This window comes from Algoriphagus sp. AGSA1, from assembly GCF_021390545.1.
Taxonomy (GTDB): domain Bacteria; phylum Bacteroidota; class Bacteroidia; order Cytophagales; family Cyclobacteriaceae; genus Algoriphagus.
Window position 1 is genome coordinate 65698 of record NZ_JAJUWR010000008.1, and the last position, 19364, is coordinate 85061.

The window sequence follows — 19364 nt, forward strand, 5'->3', positions numbered from 1 at the left end:
TTTATGAAACATCACTTTGTGCTCCTTGCGGGCCTGCTCGTGCCGAGCCTAGGACTTAGTTTGGAGGCGTATTCCCAATCTACCCTCTATCAGACCAGTTCGCAATATAAGCTAGATCATAACCTGGAGCTTTTTGACAAGCAGCTCTTTTCTGCAAGTATCTATGATCACACCCGGCTCTTGGAAAAGCCCATGAGCTCTGGTCAGGCCAAGACTTCAGAACTGAACAGGGCAATGGCGGCACTGAAGCTGGAAAGCCCAGATGGTGCAGGCCTGATGAAAAAGTACATTTTTGATCACGGAAATGATCCATCTGTGACCACAGCCGGATTATACCTAGGTGATCATTTTTTCTTTAAGAGGAATTTCTCTGAGGCAATTGAAAGCTATCAATTGGTGGATGAGGAAAAACTACCCTTGGGCACCCAGGCAGAAGTACTTTTCAAAAAAGGATATTCACATTTCCAACTCAATCAATACGCAGAGGCAGCGCCTTATTTTGATGCAGGAAAAGCACTAAACCAACAGGCAAGTTTTGATTCCTATTATTACAGCGGTTTCATTGCTATGGAAAACGGCAACACTTCCAAAGCAATAGCAGATCTTCAGACAGCATCCCAATCTGCCTATTACGCCAATAGAGTCCCGTATTTATTAGCCGCACTTTATTATAAGCAGGGCAGCTATGATCAGTTGATCAGCTATGCGGAACCAAAATTGACAAACGGTCAAAATCTGGAGAAAAAAGAGGTGATCTACCTGTATCTCGCAGAGGCTTATTATGCTAAGAAGAACTTTGCAAAAGCAGCAGAAAATTACGATGCCTTCATCAATTCCCGAAAAGGAGAACTCGGGAGAGAGGAAATCTATAAAGCAGGGATATCCCAGTTTGAAATCAAAAACTACCAGCGGGCAACCGATTATCTGAAAGCATCTGCCTCAGCTACTGATGAGATTGGCCAGGCCTCCAGTTATTATTTAGCTCAGGCATACCTGAAGTTGGAAAACTATCAGTTTGCATCCACCAGCTTCCAATCTGCGGCAAAATCTGACTTCAATCCAGCTATCAAAGAGGAATCCATCTTCAATTATGCCAAAGTAAACCTGCAGAAAGGAAGTTTTCAGGCTGCGATAACAGCCTTGGATGAATATGTAGATGCTTATCCTTCGGGAAAATATAGGGCAGAAGCTGAAAGTCTCCTTTCAGAAGCACTGGTAAACACCAACGATTATCTGAGGGCCATCGAACAGATGGATAAGATTTCCAACAAATCACCAAGAATTCAGGAAGCTTACCAGAAAGTGGCTTTCTATCAAGCCATGGCTTATTACAGGGATCAAAAATTTAACCCTGCTTTGGCATATTTGGATAAATCCCTGAAGTTTCCTGTGGACAGAAGTCTGGTATTGGATTCACATTTCTGGAAGGGTGAAATCAATTCAGCCGCAAACAATTTGCCCCAGGCCATCAAGGCTTACGAGACTGTGCTGAGCAATCGTCCTTCCGGAGCAAATGGAACGGTAGCCAAAACCTATTATGGACTTGGTTACGCATATTTCAATTCCCAGCAATATGCCAAAGCTGAAGAGCAGTTTAGAAAATTCACAGAAAACAGACAGATCATTGCCAACAAACAGCAATATGATGATGCGGTTTTGAGACTAGGAGATTGCTACTACGTCCAGAAGAGGTTCAATGAGGCAGCCGCTACTTTTCAAAAAGCTATCAATGAGGGTAACTCAGGGGTGGATTATGCCTATTACAGATTGGCTGTGGTGCAGAATTTCCAGTCCAGGAACCAGGAGGCATTGGGGCAGCTAGATGCTTTGATATCCAGGTACCCAAATAGCCTGTATTTAGAAGATGCCCTTTTTCAGCGTGGACAGATCTATATGGAGGAAAGCAGCTATCAGGCGGCCTCAGTGTCTTTCTCCGATCTATTGAGCACAAGACCCAACAGTCCATTTGTCCCGTATGCTTTGGAAGGAAGGGCCGTGGCTAATTTCTCTCTTCAGAATTACGATCAGACGGTAAAAGATTATAGCGCGATCTTAAATAACCACCCCAACTCTGAAAATGCGGAAACGGCTCTGAAAGGCCTTCAGGAAACCTTGGCATTGCAGGGGAGATCAGGAGAATTTTCTGATTACCTGACTCAATATAAAGGTGCGAATCCGAGTAATGGCAGTGTACAGTCTCTGGAATTTGAAGCTGCAAAAGGAACCTATTTTGACAAAAACTTTGCGCAGGCAACCAGAAGTTTCGAAAGCTACCTTAAAAATTATCCCCAGTCAGCACAGCGTGCGGACGCCCTTTACTTCCTAGGTGATAGTTATTTGCAGATGGGGGATACGGATAAGGCACTCGTTCAATTTAAAACATTGGAAAGAGAGTCTGCTTCCCCACAGAGAATCAGGGCAATGCAGAAAATAGGCACTATAGAATTGGATCGAGGTAATTTTGCGGAAGCCATTCCTTATTTGGAAACTTCCGTACAGAATGCACGAAGCAAACCCGAGGAAGCTGAGGCTGTACAAGGGTTGATGACTGCGAATTTTGAAACAAAGAACTATCAACAGGCAATCACCCAGGCTGAGCGCCTGTCAGCACTGGACGGAGTGATTCCCGAATCCTCGCCCAAAGCTTTGTTGATCAAAGCCAAATCACAAAATGCACTGAACCAAAAGGGGCAGGCTGAGCTTACTTTGACTGCTTTGGTGGGAGATTACAAAACAGAACAGGGTGCGGAGGGTCTTTATCTGCTGGCGTCCGCATTACAGGAAAAAGGGGAAATACAACAGTCGAATGAATTGATCTTCGATCAATCAGGTCCATTTGTGAATTATGATTATTGGTATGGGAGGATATTCTTGCTTTTGGCTGACAATTATGTGAAAAGCGGGGAGGAGTTTCAGGCAAAAGCCACGTTGGAATCTATCGTGGAGAACTCCACCAATGCTGAAATAAAAGAAATGGCTCAATCCAAACTCCAAACCCTTAACTAAACCATGATAAAGCTAGCGAAAACTGTCCTTATGACAGGGATTATCGGTTTGATGTCCGGATGGGCTATGGCCCAGACCCAGCAAAGAGGGGCGGTCACAGACCAGGAATTTGTGATCCGAAAAGACCGTGTACTCACTGTTCCCGTACAGCCTAGAATGTACGAGAAATTACCTGTGCTCCCTAAGCCTTCTGGGTTGAATGAATATTCTTATTTGGTATCAAACTATCCATTGAACATCAAGCCTTTGGATTTGAAAGCAGAGCCTTCCCAGAAGGTTTATACGCCAGAACGTTTGGATTTATACCCCGGTTATATCAGGGCTGGTTATGGCAATTTTGCCTCCCCGCTTTTGGAAGCAAGATATATGGGAACAGAAATTTCTGACTTCAATTACTCCCTTCAGCTGAATCACCAGAGTTTTGGTAAAGGCCCTGTGTTGGCAGAGGAGTCTAAAGAATCCCATACCAACCTCGGATTTGATGGGAGTTACTTCACGGATTTTTTTGAGGTTTTTGGTGGAGTGAGTTGGGATCAGGACAGTTATCAGTTTTATGGGGAAGATCCTGATTTTCTGATTGATGAAAACGGTGGTTTTGCCGGATTTGATGGGAATGTGCTCCAAGCAATTGAGTTTAAAGCCGGGATTAGGGAATTGGAGAAAGTGGGGCCGTTTAGCTACGAAGGACAATTAAGCTTTAGGAATTTCAATGATAGCTACTTGGTTAAGGAGAATCAGTTCGGAGTAGAGGCTAGTGGTACCATCAGACCTAATGACGACTGGTCGGGGAAAGTAGGGCTTTCGTATTTCACCACCAAGCCCCAGGATCTAAATTACTCCTTAAACAGGACATACTTTGCCATCCGGCCTACGGTTTCCTATAAATATGAGGCGTTTAATTTCACTGCGGGTCTGAATCTTGTTTCTGAAAATGATTCCTTGGAGAATAAATCCAGCGATTTCCATGTTTTTCCGGTGCTAAAAGCCAATTATCAGTTTGCTGAGGAGTTTGGCTTTTTTGGGGAGTTTTCCGGGGATGTACAGCGAAACACTTATTATAGTTTTGTAAATGAAAATCCTTTTTTGGGCCCCAGCGATCAATTGCTTAATACAGTTCAAAACTACAAAATCGAAGGAGGGATAATTGGCCAGTTTCAGGGAGCTTTCAGCTATCGTGCTGCTGCCAATGTGAGCCGCTATAATCAGATGCACTTCTTTGTGAATAATTATACCAATAATCTAGTGACGACCGATTCAGCTAGATTTAGACTGGTATATGATGATAAGACCACCGTTTTCAACATCAATGCGGAGTTAGGTTATCAGTTTTCTGATATTTATTCCCTTAATGGGAGACTGGATCTATATCAATACGACCTGGGCACCCAGGCAGAAGCCTGGCATAGACCTGTTTGGGAACTGAGGGTGAACAACCAGCTTACCCCTATTGACCGATTGATTGTACAGGCCAATTTAAACCTCATGGGGGGGGTAAAAGCCCGTGGTCGTGATATGAACGACATTCTGGGGCAAGAACCTTCTTCAGGCCCTTATGAGGTGGTCAAATTAAAAACTATTGCTGATTTGCAATTGAAAGCAGATTACGGGATCACAGAGAGAATCTCCATTTTTGCTGAAGGCAATAATCTTCTGAACGGGAAGAATATGCGCTGGCTTAACTATCCCGTGAGGGGAATTCAGTTCATCGGTGGAGCATCTTTCAAATTCTAAGAATGTTTAGGAGTGAGGGTTGGGGTTTAGACTCAATTCCCTTAGTTTCGTGACATTGCCCCCTTAAAATAATGACTGATAAAAGCGTAGATAATAAACAGTGGACTGATCCAAAAGATTATGGGCTGCCCTATGTGGAGCTTGTCCCATTGACTCAAATCCGACAACCTAAAAGAGAAGAAGAAATAGCAACTGCTATAGATGTGGCAGAAGTCAAAAAGAGAACGATGCAGACTATCACCCCTTCTCTCGCCCAAGCTGAAACGATCTCTAGACAGGAACATAAAATAGAGGAAAAGAAATCAGATAATTCCTGGATTTGGATAGCTGCTCTTTTGGCTTTAGGGGTAATGCTTGTAATTATCTGGCAGATGAATAAGACAGTGGTCTCTGAACAGGATTCGACAGTTCTTGCTTCCAAGTCAGTAGAGGGAGTAGCAAAGCAAGAAAATGATGAAGTTGCCGTTAACGTCTCTGCAGGTGAAGAATCGGAAATATATGATAATCAGGCTGTTGTTTCGGATTCCGTAAGTTCTCCAACACCTGCGGCTGAATCGGTTCAAACTGGTACAACAATTGCGCCTAAGGTGTCTGGAAACTTGGTCAGAGTTACTGAAAAAGGAGATCGTCCCCAATTCTATATTATAGTGGGAAGCCTTCCCAATGAAGCCTTAGCCTTGAAAGAAGCTGAGCAATATAAGAACCGGGCTGAGACGGTTTATCTGATAATGCCATACGAAGATGTCACAAATTATCGTTTGGCAATAGGTACTTCACGTGGCTGGACAGCCATTAATGAAGAACTGACTCGTGTCAAAGACCAGTACACAGAGGATTTATGGATTTTGAAATATTAATATGATTCTACTTCAAACGCTCTCTACAGATACACTTTCTGCAGCAGACAGCCTGGCGATGGGCGCCACGAAAGGTAACATTGGTCTTCTTGATCTATTGATCAAAGGCGGGTACATGATGGTGCCGCTGTATCTACTTTTCATTTTGGCGATTTTCATTTTTGTGGAGCGCCTGATCACACTCAACAAGGCTTCCAAAACCTCCTCTCATCTCATGGATCAGGTAAAGGTGCTGGTTCAAAACGGACAGACGGAAAAGGCGAAAATCCTCTGTGCTGGAGAACAGACTCCGGTAGCTAATATGATTGCCAAGGGAGTGGAACGTATAGGTTCCCCATTGAAAAACATAGAAGTAGCCATTGAAAACGTTGGGAAAATCGAGATTTACAAATTGGAGAAGAATCTTAATCTCTTGGCTACTGTTTCCGGTGCAGCCCCTATGATCGGTTTTCTGGGGACTGTGGCAGGTATGATACAAGCATTTATTGCCATTGCCCAAGAAGAAGGGATGGTTTCTCCAAAATTACTCTCTGAGGGTATCTATGAAGCGATGATCACCACAGCAGCTGGATTGGTGGTTGGTATCCTAGCTTACTTGGGTTATAATTTTCTGGTGTCGAAGGTTTCCAAGCTGGTACACAACATGGAATACTCTTCGATAGAATTCATTGATTTGTTGCAAGACTGATACGAATGGGACTTCAAACAAAAAATAAAGTAAATGCGGCATTCAGCATGTCATCGATGACAGATATCATATTTCTGTTGTTGATCTTCTTTATGCTTACCTCTTCCTTTATTACACCCTCAGGCCTGCCTGTGAACCTACCCTCTAGTGAGACTTCGGATATCATTATGCAGGAAGTCACTGTCACTGTGACCAAAGATCTGAAGTATTCCGTAAATGATAAAATCGTTCCTAGGGAACAAATCAAGACTGAATTAACTTCTTTACTTAGAGATAAGAAAGGCCAGGTCGTGTTACATATTGATAAAGAAGTACCTGTAGAGTACTTAGTAGAGATCGGAGGGATAGCTGCAGGGTTGGAGGCGAATGTGTCTATAGCTACAAAACCATTCTAAAAAATGGAATACTGGAATGCAGATAAAATAGAGAGCGAAAGCAAAAAGAAATCGTGGATAATCACAATTATCTTCAACATACTGCTTTTGATCGCACTTTATTTTATTGTGGTCTGGAAGCAGCCGGTTCCTCCTTTGCCAGCATTCGGTTTAGAACTCAATCTAGGGTTTACGCCTACAGGATCAGGGGAAAGAAACAGCCCCGCACCTCCCTCAGAAACTCCAACTCCAGTGGTGGAAGATGCGGCTCCAGGTGAAATAGCAAAGGCAGTGACCCAACCTGCTACACCTCCTCCAAGTCCTAAAACCGAAACTGCTAAACCGGCAGCACAGCCTAAGCCTTCAGTAAATAAAGCAGTCACGACTAAGCCTTCACCCATAAAGGGAGAGGAAAAAGCCACAGAACAGACTAAAAAACCTGAACCCGCTCAGAAAGAAGTAGCAAAACCAGTGGAAACTCCTGCCAAAGCAGAAGAAAAGGAAACCGTCCAAAAAGCTCCTGAAAAACCAAAAATCGACCAGAGAGCAATATTCGGTGCAGGTGGGACAGCAGGAAAAGGAACCACTCCTACTTCCGGAGGAGCCCAGGGAACATCAAAAGACAAAGGTGACGAAGGGGATCCAAAAGGAACCGTAGATGGACGTGCAATTATGGGAGTAGGCTCTGGGAAAGGAGCCAATTCCGGAGATGGATATAGCCTCGACTTGGCGGGTTGGGACTTTGCCCAGCGGCCTAATATCAATGATAGAGTTTCTACACGCAATGGAAAAATAGTTTTTAAGATCACCATTGATGATTTGGGAAGGGTAGTGCAGGCTGTTCCGCTGGAGTATAATGTCTCCAATGATGTTTTGGCCTATTATCGTCAGGTAGTCAATCAAATCTCCTTCAAGAAACAAGGAGGCACTGCTGCTGAGTTTTCTACAGGAAAAATCACGTTCGTTATTAAGGTTGATTGATAAATGGACTACCAGGAATCGCTGGATTATTTGTTTAATTCCTTGCCCATGTTCCAGCGAGTGGGGGCCGCAGCCTTCAGAAAGGACCTCCGGAATACGATTGCGCTCTGTGACCACCTCGGAAATCCAGAGCGCAAATTCAAATCAATTCATGTAGCCGGTACTAATGGAAAGGGAAGTTCTTCCCATAGTTTGGCTGCTGTTTTCCAAAGCGCTGGATACAAAACAGGACTTTATACCTCTCCGCATCTCAAATCTTTCACTGAGCGGATCAGGATAAACGGGCAGGAAATCAGTCCTGACCTGGTCGTTCAGTTTGTGCAAGAGAACAAGAGCTTTCTGGATGAGCTGAAGCCTAGTTTTTTTGAGATGACCGTAGGAATGGCCTTCTGGCATTTTGCACAACAAGAAGTTGATATCGCCATCGTGGAAGTAGGGATGGGAGGAAATTTCGACAGCACCAATGTTATTGTTCCGGTGCTTTCGCTTATCACCAATATTGGCTTTGACCATGTACAGTTTCTGGGAGATACGCTTCCTTTGATCGCAGGAGAAAAGGCAGGGATCATCAAGAAAAACGTCCCTGTGGTGATCAGTGAAACACATAATGAGACTAGTACTGTATTTGTAAAGAAAGCCCATGGGATGAATTCTCCGATCACCTTCGCTGACGAAAACTGGAAAGCAGTGAAGGTTTCTGAAGAGGATGGGAAGGCGAAATTTAGAATTTACACCCGTGATGGATTTAAGCGGTCTGGGGGGACACAGATCACGGCAGGAGAGAATGCTACGGGTGGAGGGCTTCAATCCACGGCAGACGGTTCAAATGGTCGGTCTTTGGCACAGATCGGGGCAAAGGTTGAAAAGGAGTTTGGTCTGACATTTGGCCTGAACGGGAATTATCAGCAGTACAATCTTCCCGGAATACTGGAATCTATCGTTAAGATGCGCCAGATGGGTTGGGATTTGCCGGAGAAGGCGGTTTTGGATGGGCTGAAAAATGTCACTGAATTGACCGGCTTAAAAGGGAGATGGCAGACACTTTCTACAAATCCTACAGTACTCTGTGATACAGGACACAATGAAGCTGGTTTTCGTGAGATCCTGTCCCAGCTGGAAACCTATACTTTCGAAAAGCTATGGATGGTTTTGGGGATGGTGCAGGATAAAGACATATCCAAAGTGCTGTCCATGCTTCCCAAGTCAGCTTTTTATATCTTTTGCGAAGCTAAAATCCCTAGGGCTTTACCTGCTGAACAAATGGCGGGAAAAGCTGCCTCGTATGGCTTAAAAGGCGAAGTTATACCCGAAGTCAATGAGGCTTTAGCTTTTGCCCGAAAAAATGCGGGGGAAAATGACCTGATTTTTGTGGGAGGGAGTACTTTTGTGGTCGCAGAAATCGAAGAGCTTTAGATGAGTAGAAAAAAACTGGTTCGCTTCCAAGAAAATGAGGGCAACCCAAATGTGATCCAGGCTGGAAAGCCAATTTTTGAAACAATAAAAGGGAACTGGAATGAAGCCCAGTTTCAGAATGCGAATCCTATTGTGGTGGAACTGGCGTGTGGCAGGGGAGAGTTCACGGTGGGCTTGGCTCGTAATTTCCCAAATCAGAACTTTATTGGTGTAGATATCAAAGGAAGTCGAATCTGGAAAGGCAGTTCTACAGCGACAGCTGAAGGTATCAGCAATGTAGCTTTTCTGAGGACTCAGATTGAGCTTTTGGATAGGTACTTTGCTCCGGATGAGATTTCAGCGCTTTGGATCACTTTCCCTGACCCATTTCCGCGGGAGGGTGATGAAAAACGAAGACTTACTTCTCCCCGCTTCTTGGATATGTACAAGCCTATGCTCAAACAGGATGGTATAGTGCATTTCAAAACTGATAATACTGATTTGTTCAATTATTCCTTGGAACTTTTCCAAAGTAGAGAGGATATAGAATTGGTGGGCTTTACACATGATTTCTATCAAAGCGAATGGAAAGATGACCACTTTGGGATTCAGACCCGTTATGAAAAAATGTTTTCGGAGAAGGGCGAGAAGATAAAGTATCTCAAGTGTAGGTTTATTTAAGCCGCCTGCTGAATTTTTCCCGCAGATTAACGCTGATCAAATTCGCAGATTGTCGGAGGTTTTGAAGAGTCCTACACTGAATCAAGCCGAAACATCAGCGAAAATCCGCGGCGTTTATCTGCGAAAATCTGCGGGCAAAAAGTAGTTAAACAATAAAATCTAGAAATATCATGAGCAAAAAGCAGCATTTGGTAATTCTAAGCGGAGCAGGGATTTCTGCTGAAAGTGGAATCAAAACGTTCAGGGATTCCGGAGGACTCTGGGAAGGCCATGATGTGATGGAAGTAGCCTCACCAGAAGGGTGGAGAAGAAACCGGCAGTTGGTCCAGGATTTTTACAATCAACGTAGAAAGCAGCTGTTCCAATGCGAGCCGAATGAGGCACATGTGATTTTGGCTGATATGGAGAAGGATTATCAGGTGTCTATCATTACCCAGAATGTGGATGACCTCCACGAACGGGCAGGTTCTACTCGCGTAATCCACTTACATGGGGAATTGAGAAAGGCCCAGAGTACATTGGATCCAAATTTGATATATGAGCTTGACAGTTGGGAAATCAAAGAGGGAGACAAATGTGAAAGGGGGAGTCAATTGAGGCCGTTTATTGTCTGGTTTGGAGAGCAGGTGCCGAAAATGGAGGAAGCTATAGCGATAGCAGCCACGGCAGATGTTTTTGTCGTGATAGGTACTTCACTTCAGGTTTACCCTGCGGCGGGATTGATTGACTACGTACCATCTACTTGTAAGTTGTTTTTGATAGATCTCAAAAAACCTGAAGTTGGTATTGGCAAAAAAGTTGTTTCTATCCTCGAAAATGCTTCTACGGGAGTAAAGACACTGGAAAAAATGCTAAAGTCTGGGATTTAATTTTTGTTCAGGCTGGAAAACCCATAAATTGACAGTTAAATTTTAACTATGGCAGCGAAAAAGAATTCTTGGCCAATATTTCAATTTGAGGAGAATAAAGACACCATTTATCTCTTACATCAGTGGACGCAGATTGTGGGCAAGGTAAGACTCAAAAAGTCTCCATGGCAGAATCATTCGTGGCATGTGGCACTGTATGTGGACTCACAGGGATTGACCACTGGTTTGATCCCTTATGAAAGCGGTGTTTTTGAAATTAAATTTGACTTCATTCACCATGAATTGAAAGTAAAAACAAGCAATGGAACCAGAGACCGATTTGCACTAGGTGGTCAGACTGTTGCCAGTTTTTATGAGCAATTGATGGAAAAATTGAAATTTTTGGGGATAAATGTGAAGATTCACGACAGCCCAAATGAAGTCGCTGACCCTATCCCTTTTTCGAAAAACAAAAAGCGGATTATGTATCAGGCCAATGCCGCACAATCACTTTGGAAGACCTTGGTTCATGTCCAGAATGTTTTTGGGGTTTTTAGGACAAAATTTACCGGCAAAAGCTCGCCTATCCACTTTTTCTGGGGATCATTCGATTTGGCTTACACCCGCTTCTCAGGTAAACAAGCACCTGAGTTTACCGGTCAGGTTCCCAATATTCCATTAGCGGTCATGCAGGAAGCTTATTCACATGAAGTGTTTAGCGCCGGCTTTTGGCCTGGAAGTGAGGCATTTCCTTCAGCGGTGTTTTATGCCTATTGCTACCCGAATCATCCTGACTTTAAAAACGCCTCTGTTTCACCGGATAAAGCCTATTGGAACGAGAATTTAGGGGAGTTTATGCTCAGTTATGAGGAGGTCAGAAAGGCTTCCGACCCAAATGAGGTGCTTCTAGAGTTTTTGGAGAGCACCTACAATGCTGCTGCTAAAGCAGGGGATTGGGATCGAAACACCCTAGATTGTGACTTCTCGCATTTTGACAAGCATTGAAGGCTGAACGATGTGGCCCCTGCTTTTTGAGTCAGATTGATCTTAATATACTTTGGCGCATCCGGTCTAAAAGTCTATGGCTTATTATGCCATAGGATTTGATATCAGTTTTAATCACTCTATTTTGGGTCGCCAAAACATAAACTCAAAACTCCAACTAATGGATATCAACGATCATTTACCACTTTTCCCTTATCAGCCAGCCGCTGATCGATATCATCAGATGAAATATCGCAGATGCGGTAACAGCGGTTTAGTCCTACCGGAAATCAGCCTTGGTCTTTGGCATAATTTCGGACATAATGCTGATTTTACCCTTGGGCGTTCTATTCTTCGTCGCGCCTTTGATCTTGGGATTTGTCATTTTGACCTGGCAAATAATTATGGGCCTCCATTTGGGTCTGCAGAGGAGAATTTCGGTAGGATGCTGAAGAAAGATTTCCACAGCCTAAGAGATGAGTTAGTGATTTCCTCCAAAGCAGGTTGGGATATGTGGCCCGGTCCTTATGGGAATTTCGGATCCAAAAAATACTTGATTGCCAGCTGTGACCAAAGCCTGAAGCGGATGGGACTGGAATATGTGGATATTTTCTATCATCACAGGCCTGATCCCGAAACTCCTCTGGAAGAAACCATGGGGGCTCTTGACCTATTGGTTCGACAAGGCAAAGCTCTCTATGTCGGGATATCACAGTATTCTGCTGAAGATACTGCTAAGGCTTATGAAATCTTGGAGCGTTTAGGAACGCCGCTTTTGATTCACCAACCGAGATATTCCATGCTTGATCGGTGGGTGGAAAATGGTCTGATGGATGTTTTGGGAGAAAAGGGTATAGGAAGTATTGCGTTTTCTCCTTTGGAACAAGGCCTGCTTACAGATAAATACCTGAAGGGGATTCCCAAAGATTCCCGTGCAGCCAAGGATGGCAGGTATCTCAAGGCTGAGCATATTTCTGATGAAAAGATCAAAATGATCTCCCAATTGAATGGTATAGCGATAGACAGGGGGCAGACCCTTGCCCAAATGGCTATTGCATGGCTTTTAAAGAACATGCGAATCACATCTGTGCTGGTGGGTGTTTCCAGCCCCGAACAACTGGACGATAATGTGACAGCAGTGAAAAACTCCCTGTTCAGCCCTGATGAAGTAGCAACAATCAAAGGAATCCTGGAAGATTGAATTTTCGGTTAAACTCCCGAAGTCACCCAGCTTCTCAATCTTCCTGGGATATTGGCCAGTATTACATCAGTAGCGCAATTTGGTTTTATTGGGTAGCTTAATATTTGTTTTTTTTGTTCCGGACAAAAAAGGAGGCTCCTTTCGAAGCCTCCTTACGTAAGTTACAACCGGACTATCGAACTACGTTTTCTAGTGTGGCCAGATATACCCATTTTTGGTCTCTGGAATTTAAGCCTTCATTGACGGCCTCTCTCTGGGCGGCTGTTTGATTGATGTCTTCGTAAGACTGCGCATTGAAAAACTGCATGTAATCCTTGTAAATGTTCATGGTCAAGTGGGTGGATTTGGCTTCCGACCCCAGAGGCAATGCAGTTCTCAATAAACTCCAATGCCCCATCAGCCCCTGATCTACATACTTTTGGTGGATAGGCCTGAATACCTCATCTTCGGCTTTTTCGTAGATATCAAACTGCCCTTCATTTGCTTTCATGAGATCAAAGGAAGCGAGTACTCCGGGTTTCATCTGAAAATTATCCTTGGTCTCAGTGATCTTTTTCATATATAATCTCATAGGCATGTCCCTCATCTTGAGTGATTCCTGAAATAATTTTGCAACTTGGGCGCTGCTCAGATGAGGATAGGCTATTTTAGTATATTCCATCATGGATTGTTCATCTAAGCCGTTCATCATCTCCACGGGATTATTGTAATAAGTGACCATGATGTATTGGAAGGATGAATTGTCCGTACCAGATTGCAAGGACCAGAAGTCCCATCCTTTAATTCGCTTGTCATTTAGAGCCTGTCTATATACTTTCTCCATCAGACTTTTGAATTCGATGTAGTCGAAAAGTTGTTCATTTTCAACTTTGACAAATTCAAATACCATATACTGCGTTTGTTGAGCCTTGAGACTACTTACCCAAAGCATCCCACAAAGCAGAAAAAACAATAACTTTTTCATGGATATTAGGGTTTAGGGTTAATTTCGCGTTTGTATAATTTAAAAAAATATTTTGTTGAAAAGTATTTATAGCAGATAAAATTTTTTTTTGTAATGAAAATGACCTTGAAACTTATTTTTAATAAAGTGTTCCAGAAAATGAAAAAATGGTAATCCCCTGTTTGATATCTTATAGTTTTGATAACCATACAATGCTTTTGTAATACATTTTGCAAGCTGAATTTTCTTTATTTATGACAGGGAAATTGTAGAAAATGCATTAAAATTGGAGGTCTTTGGAATTATTTAGGATTAAGACCCCGTTTAATATTTCATTTTCCCATCTCTATGAATTTCCAGCACGTTGTTCTTGAAAACGGGAGGGTACTGCTCCGTCCCCTTTCCACCTCTGATTTTCCGGCTTTAAAAGTTCTGACAAGGGATTCAATGCTTTGGGATTATTTCACCTATGATCTCAGTATAGAAGAGCAATTTGATGATTGGGCAGATCAGGCTATGGGGGGTGGGAGACTTCAGTTTGTGGTGTTTGATAAATTGATTCAGAAAATTGTAGGCAGTACAGCTTTTGGAAATTACTCCGAACGGGACGAGCGAATAGAAATAGGATGGACATGGCTGGGAAAGGAGTTCCATGGAACTGGCATTAACCAAGCTATGAAGCTGCTTATGCTTGAGTATTGTTTTGAAAAACTGAAGTTGAAGCGCGTGGAGATCAAGACGGATGTGTTGAACATGCCGGCTCGGAAAGCATTGCTGAAATTAGGTGCTATAGAGGAAGGTGTGCTGAGAAGCCATACATTGCTGGCGAATGGCAGACGCAGAGATAGTATTTACTACAGCGTGCTTCAAGAGGAATGGGAGACAATCAACAAATTAGCCGGTCAATCTTAGACTATCTGGGGGCATTAAGTCTTTAATCAATTGCTTTCAAAGAGGAGGCTGGCTGGCAGGGTCCTTCCTACGTCAAATACCAATTTTCAACACAGCCATAATACTTTTCAATCCCAAGAAAAATGTCACCAACCAAATGGCGACAGCAAGAATGCTGTATGCTGTACTATTTTTAAAAACTCCCATAAGACTTCGTTGGCCTGCCACCCAGATAATCCAACCACTGACCAGTGGCAAAAGAAATCCATTCGCCAACTGCGCCAAAGTGATAAGTTGAACAGGTTTGATTCCTAAAGAAGCAAACAGTAGTCCCAAGCTTACTATGCCCCCCATGCATACTCTCATACTCGGTGATCGGATGTCCTGATTCCAGCCCATGATTCCACATATGACCAGTCCTGCTGCCAGAGGAGCTGTGATACTGGATGTAAGTCCTGCTGCTATTAACCCTAAGCCCATTAGGTATTTGGCAAATCTGCCAAAAGTTCCCTCAAGCCCCTTGGACACGTCAAGTGCATTGTTGATTTCAATGCCGGAATTGGTGGCACCCACTACCACTATGGCCATGGAGACCAGGCCGCCTAGCACAATGGAAATGACTATATCTCTCCGCATCCAGTGGATCTCAGTCGAACCTGACCACCTTTTTTTTGCCAGGCTTGCATATAGAAATAGATTGTAAGGCACGACGGTAGTCCCTATTAAAGCCACGAGGGTGGATAGATTGCCATCATTCCATTCAGGTATAAACCCTTCGAGGATCTTGTTCCAGTCCGGATGGGTAAGTATAGCAGTACTTATAAAAGCAATGGACATAAAAATCACCAATGCCACCAATACACGTTCTAAGCGTTTATAATTACCCAGCAAAAGCAGCGTGAAAGCAAGTGCCCCTAAGAACAGCGTACCCGAATAAACTTCGAAGCCTGAAAAAACCAACCTAGGGGCCTCCCAAAAAACCTGTAAACCTAAATTTGACCCGGTGATATTTCCTGACTCGTAGGCGGCATTTCCCAATCCTATAGCTGTCAATACCAATATCATAGAAAAATAGCGAAAGACAGGATGACCTTGTTGGCTTCGGAGAAGCTGACTTAGATCTTTGCCGGTCACCAAGCCAATCCTGCCCGATATCTCCTGCAGGATTATTGTAGAGATAATGGATAAGCCTAAAGCCCATAGGAGAGAAAACCCAAAATCAACACCTGCCAAAGTACATACAGTGACGGTGCCTGGTCCAATGAAGGCTGCCGCGATAATAGGACCAGGTCCAAGGTTAGCCAGTAGTGTCCTTAAATTCAAAATATGGCTTTATTGATTTTCATCTGTTTATAATTGTTTTTCTAAGGCCAGATGCCCGCCAGGCGGACAGGGAACCTTTGACGATTAATCCGCCAGTCGGCGGGGGACTGTATGTTTTAATGATGATTTTAATCGTGTCGATTTCATATGCACAGTAGGTTTTTCTCGCCTACTTTTGGATTTAGCTTTTGAAAAGATAAAAAAGTCGAATTTATGGTTTGGATCAAATGTATTTTTACAAGATTTATTCATTCTGATATGGCCTGTATTCCTTCTTTTTGTTTTTCGGGAAAGCCATTTCATCCAAACCTAGTGCTTTGAGGGAGGGGCTGAATATTTCCCCTTGAAAGGAAAGCCCGACAGAATCTGTCGTTAAATAGTTTTCTTCTTTAGGGGTGGAGATACGAAAAGACTACTTTCAGATGCCAAAACTATGAACTATGCAGACAGATTACCTTTTAGTGTTGATTATTCTTTTACAATTGATTCTCCTTGCTGCTTATTTTCTTCGGAGGAGCAATGATAGTGAAAGAGCTTTTCTACAAGCTGAGCTAAGCAGGATGAGCAGGGAACTTGAATTTGCTTTGGCTCAGTCAAGGAGAGAAGCAGGTGAGAATCTGGCGAACCAGTTTCAGTTGGTTTTCAATAGTATCCGTGCAAATTCCAAAGATCAAAATGAGGCCTTGAAATCATTTGGTGAGATTTTTAGCAAGAATGTCAAGGAATTCAATGTATTGCAGAAGGAGAAGTTTGAAGACCTTAACAGGAGACAGGAAGATCTGATGAAGACGACCGAGCTGAGGCTGGAAAAGATTCGCGAGACCGTGGATGAGAAACTACAGAAAACGCTTGAAACCCGGTTGGGGCAGTCTTTTGAGCTGGTGAGCAACCAACTTCAGGCAGTGCAGAAAGGACTGGGTGAGATGCAGAACCTGGCAAACGGGGTGGGAGATCTGAAACGGGTATTGACCAACGTAAAAAGCCGGGGGGTGCTGGGGGAGTATCAGCTACATGCGATATTGGAGAACCTACTCTCGCCGGATCAGTATATCCTGAATGCGGAGGTAGGAAAGGGCAACAGGGAAAGAGTGGAATTTGCGGTGAAGATGCCCGGTCAAAGCGAAGCGGTGCTATTGCCTATTGACTCAAAGTTTCCTCAGGAATCTTATTTGAGATTGGTAGAAGCCTATGATGTTGCTTTGAAACCGGAGATAGAAATCTGCAGGAATGAGCTTTACAAAGCTGTAAAAAAAGCCGCCCAGGAAATCCAAAGCAAATATATCAATGCTCCCTATACCACCGATTTTGCAATACTTTTTCTTCCTGTGGAAAGTCTGTATGCCGAAATTCTACGTGAACCTGGCCTGTCCCAGCAGATTCAGCAAGACTACAAAGTAGTGATAACGGGCCCCACTACGCTTTCCGCAATTTTGAACAGTCTTCAAATGGGTTTTAGAACCTTGGCTATCCAAAAAAGGAGTTCGGAAGTATGGCAGGTACTGGGAGCTATCAAGACGGAATTTGGGAAGTTTGGGACATTGATAGAAAGGACTCAAAAAAAAATATCTGAGGCCAATTCCGAGCTGGATAAGCTGGTAGGAACCAGAACCAGGGTTATTCAAAGGAAACTTAAAAACATACAGGAGTTACCAGATGCGGAGAGCAGCAAGCTTCTGGAGGATTGATAATTTTGCAGGGTAGGTTAAATTGAAACTTGTCAGGACAGCAGTAATGATCCAGGTGGTACATAGAAGGATCAATATTCAATACATGCCCCTTTGTCACCCTTAACCAGAAATATGAATAGACTTCCTGTTCTGAGCTAAAAATGCTTCAAAATCAAATGTTTGACTGCACATTTAACCCATTCACCACAGCGATGCCTCCTTCTCGAAATGCTTGATTTTCTAGCGTTTTAAGCTCTTGCCACGGATTCTGTGCAGAGGCAGGGTTTAAAAGTCAATTCTAAACACATGAAAAAACTTCATGAAATTTAATTTTCAGGTTTTAGCTTTGTTACTTTGGCCTATAAGTTAAGAAAAGAATTGGCTTAATATCTGATTACCATTCAGAAAGCTATTACTTTTGCTAATTATTAATCACCTGAACTACCTCTATGGGGATGAATATTGTGATTGCCGGTGCCGGAGATATGGGATATCACCTCGCTGAGCAATTAAGTTACGATAATAAGGATATCACGTTAATTGATACTGATAGGGAAGTTTTGGACTATGTAGCGTCCAAACTCGATGTATTGACCGTACAGGGTGACGCCACTTCATTCGAAATCCTCACACGTGCCAATGTAAACCGTGCCAGTATGGTGCTGTGTGTGACCACTTCCGAGAAAACCAACATCGTTACGGCGGTATTGGCTAAGCAGCTTGGTGCAAAACGTGTGATGGCTAGGGTCAGAAACCACTCCTACATGGAGGCTGAAAACTTAACCTATTTCAAAAACCTGGGAATAGATAATTTGATTTCCCCTACCATGCTTTGTAGCAAGCATATCTTCAATATGATCGAAAACTCCAGCTTTACTGAGGTTTTTGATTTTGAAGGAGGGAAGCTGAATATTGTTGGAATTACCTTGGATCAAAGTAATCCCTTGGTCAACCAGCGGATTTTGGACACCAAGTCCAACCCGATTTTTGAGGATATCAGGATCATAGCTATTCTACGCGACCAAAAGACCATTATCCCCCGTGGAAGTACCATTATCAGGAATAATGACCATGTGTTTTTCATTTCCAATAAGAAAAACACCCAGACAATCATGGAGGTGCTGGGACAGGAGAAGCACACCATCAAGAATGTAATGATTATCGGTGGAGATGACATGGCACTGACTACAGCATTGAGACTGGAGGATCATTATCGGGTGACCTTGATCAATAAGGACAAAGAACGGTGCAAGTGGCTGGCCGAAAACCTGAAGAGTTCTTTGGTGATTAATGGGGATTACAAAAATGTGGAATTACTAATAGAGGAAGGTCTTGAGCAGATGGATGCGTTTCTGGCCTTGACCGATTCTTCGGAGACAAACATCATAGCAAGTCTGACAGCTAAAAACCATGGTGTATATAAGACTATAGCCCATGTCGATACCCGGGAATACATTCATATTTCACATAGTATTGGCGTGGATTCCCTGATCAATAAAAAGTTGGTAGCTGCAAATGAGATATCAAGATTCTTGAAAAAAGGAACAGTAGAGGCTGTTTCAGGTATATATGGTGTGGATGCGGAGTTTATTCAATATTCTGTTTGCAAGAATAACAGGTTGATCAAAAATCCGCTGAGGGAATTGCACTTCCCTGATTCTGCCATTGTGGCTGGGGTCATACGGGGAGAGCAGGTTTTTATTCCTGATGGGGATTTTCAGCTAAATCTTAAAGACAAGGCAATCGTATTGGCTTTGCCCGAGGCTAAAAATGCCCTGGAAAAACTGTTTCATTAAG

The 19364-nt window shown here is 43.2% G+C and carries 16 protein-coding genes; 14 read left to right on the plus strand and 2 right to left on the minus strand.

Going from position 1 to position 19364, the window contains the following annotated elements; translation table 11 throughout:
- Positions 1-3: 3 nt before the first annotated feature.
- From LZF95_RS07755 to mgrA, 11 genes are all read left to right on the plus strand, one after another.
- On the plus strand, positions 4-3006 hold the full coding sequence (locus LZF95_RS07755; RefSeq protein WP_233754410.1) for a tetratricopeptide repeat protein: 3003 nt from the start codon (positions 4-6) through the stop codon (positions 3004-3006).
- Positions 3007-3009: 3 nt separating this feature from the next.
- Positions 3010-4737: a TonB-dependent receptor gene (locus LZF95_RS07760; RefSeq protein WP_233754411.1), complete on the plus strand. Its 1728-nt coding sequence runs from the start codon at positions 3010-3012 to the stop codon at positions 4735-4737.
- Between the two features lie 71 nt (positions 4738-4808).
- Positions 4809-5594 (plus strand): hypothetical protein, encoded by a 786-nt coding sequence (locus LZF95_RS07765; protein WP_233754412.1) that lies wholly within the window; start codon positions 4809-4811, stop codon positions 5592-5594.
- 1 nt (position 5595) lies between these two features.
- On the plus strand, positions 5596-6282 hold the full coding sequence (locus tag LZF95_RS07770; RefSeq protein ID WP_233754413.1) for a MotA/TolQ/ExbB proton channel family protein: 687 nt from the start codon (positions 5596-5598) through the stop codon (positions 6280-6282).
- Between the two features lie 5 nt (positions 6283-6287).
- The gene (locus tag LZF95_RS07775; protein ID WP_233754414.1) at positions 6288-6677 is read left to right on the plus strand and encodes a biopolymer transporter ExbD; all 390 of its coding nucleotides are present in this window, start codon (positions 6288-6290) and stop codon (positions 6675-6677) included.
- A 3-nt stretch (positions 6678-6680) separates the two neighbouring features.
- Positions 6681-7637, plus strand: a complete 957-nt coding sequence (locus tag LZF95_RS07780) for an energy transducer TonB (RefSeq protein WP_233754415.1) — start codon at positions 6681-6683, stop codon at positions 7635-7637.
- A 3-nt stretch (positions 7638-7640) separates the two neighbouring features.
- Entirely contained in the window at positions 7641-9050 is a 1410-nt protein-coding gene (locus LZF95_RS07785) for a folylpolyglutamate synthase/dihydrofolate synthase family protein (protein ID WP_233754416.1), read from the plus strand.
- Entirely contained in the window at positions 9051-9710 is a 660-nt protein-coding gene (gene trmB, locus LZF95_RS07790) for a tRNA (guanosine(46)-N7)-methyltransferase TrmB (protein ID WP_233754417.1), read from the plus strand.
- A 170-nt stretch (positions 9711-9880) separates the two neighbouring features.
- On the plus strand, positions 9881-10579 hold the full coding sequence (locus LZF95_RS07795) for an NAD-dependent deacylase (RefSeq protein ID WP_233754418.1): 699 nt from the start codon (positions 9881-9883) through the stop codon (positions 10577-10579).
- A gap of 48 nt (positions 10580-10627) precedes the next feature.
- Positions 10628-11563 carry a DUF5996 family protein gene (locus LZF95_RS07800; protein WP_233754419.1) on the plus strand — a complete coding sequence of 312 codons (936 nt, stop codon included), beginning with the start codon at positions 10628-10630 and terminating at the stop codon, positions 11561-11563.
- A gap of 160 nt (positions 11564-11723) precedes the next feature.
- Positions 11724-12743, plus strand: coding sequence for an L-glyceraldehyde 3-phosphate reductase (mgrA, locus tag LZF95_RS07805; protein WP_233754420.1), 1020 nt, complete (start codon positions 11724-11726; stop codon positions 12741-12743).
- Positions 12744-12915: 172 nt separating this feature from the next.
- Here mgrA and LZF95_RS07810 read toward each other — a convergent pair whose 3' ends face one another.
- The gene (locus LZF95_RS07810) at positions 12916-13707 is read right to left on the minus strand and encodes a hypothetical protein (RefSeq protein WP_233754421.1); all 792 of its coding nucleotides are present in this window, start codon (positions 13705-13707) and stop codon (positions 12916-12918) included.
- Positions 13708-14034: 327 nt separating this feature from the next.
- On the opposite strand from LZF95_RS07810, the gene LZF95_RS07815 reads away from it, so the two are divergent.
- A complete protein-coding gene (locus LZF95_RS07815; RefSeq protein WP_233754422.1) occupies positions 14035-14598 on the plus strand; it encodes a GNAT family N-acetyltransferase in 564 nt (187 codons plus the stop codon).
- 72 nt (positions 14599-14670) lie between these two features.
- Here LZF95_RS07815 and LZF95_RS07820 read toward each other — a convergent pair whose 3' ends face one another.
- Positions 14671-15900, minus strand: a complete 1230-nt coding sequence (locus LZF95_RS07820) for an Nramp family divalent metal transporter (RefSeq protein WP_233754423.1) — start codon at positions 15898-15900, stop codon at positions 14671-14673.
- A 440-nt stretch (positions 15901-16340) separates the two neighbouring features.
- Between LZF95_RS07820 and LZF95_RS07825 the strand changes: the two genes are divergently transcribed.
- Both LZF95_RS07825 and trkA read left to right on the plus strand, forming a co-directional pair.
- Positions 16341-17585 (plus strand): DNA recombination protein RmuC, encoded by a 1245-nt coding sequence (locus LZF95_RS07825; protein ID WP_233754424.1) that lies wholly within the window; start codon positions 16341-16343, stop codon positions 17583-17585.
- 431 nt (positions 17586-18016) lie between these two features.
- On the plus strand, positions 18017-19363 hold the full coding sequence (gene trkA / locus LZF95_RS07830; protein WP_233754425.1) for a Trk system potassium transporter TrkA: 1347 nt from the start codon (positions 18017-18019) through the stop codon (positions 19361-19363).
- Position 19364: the final 1 nt, after the last annotated feature.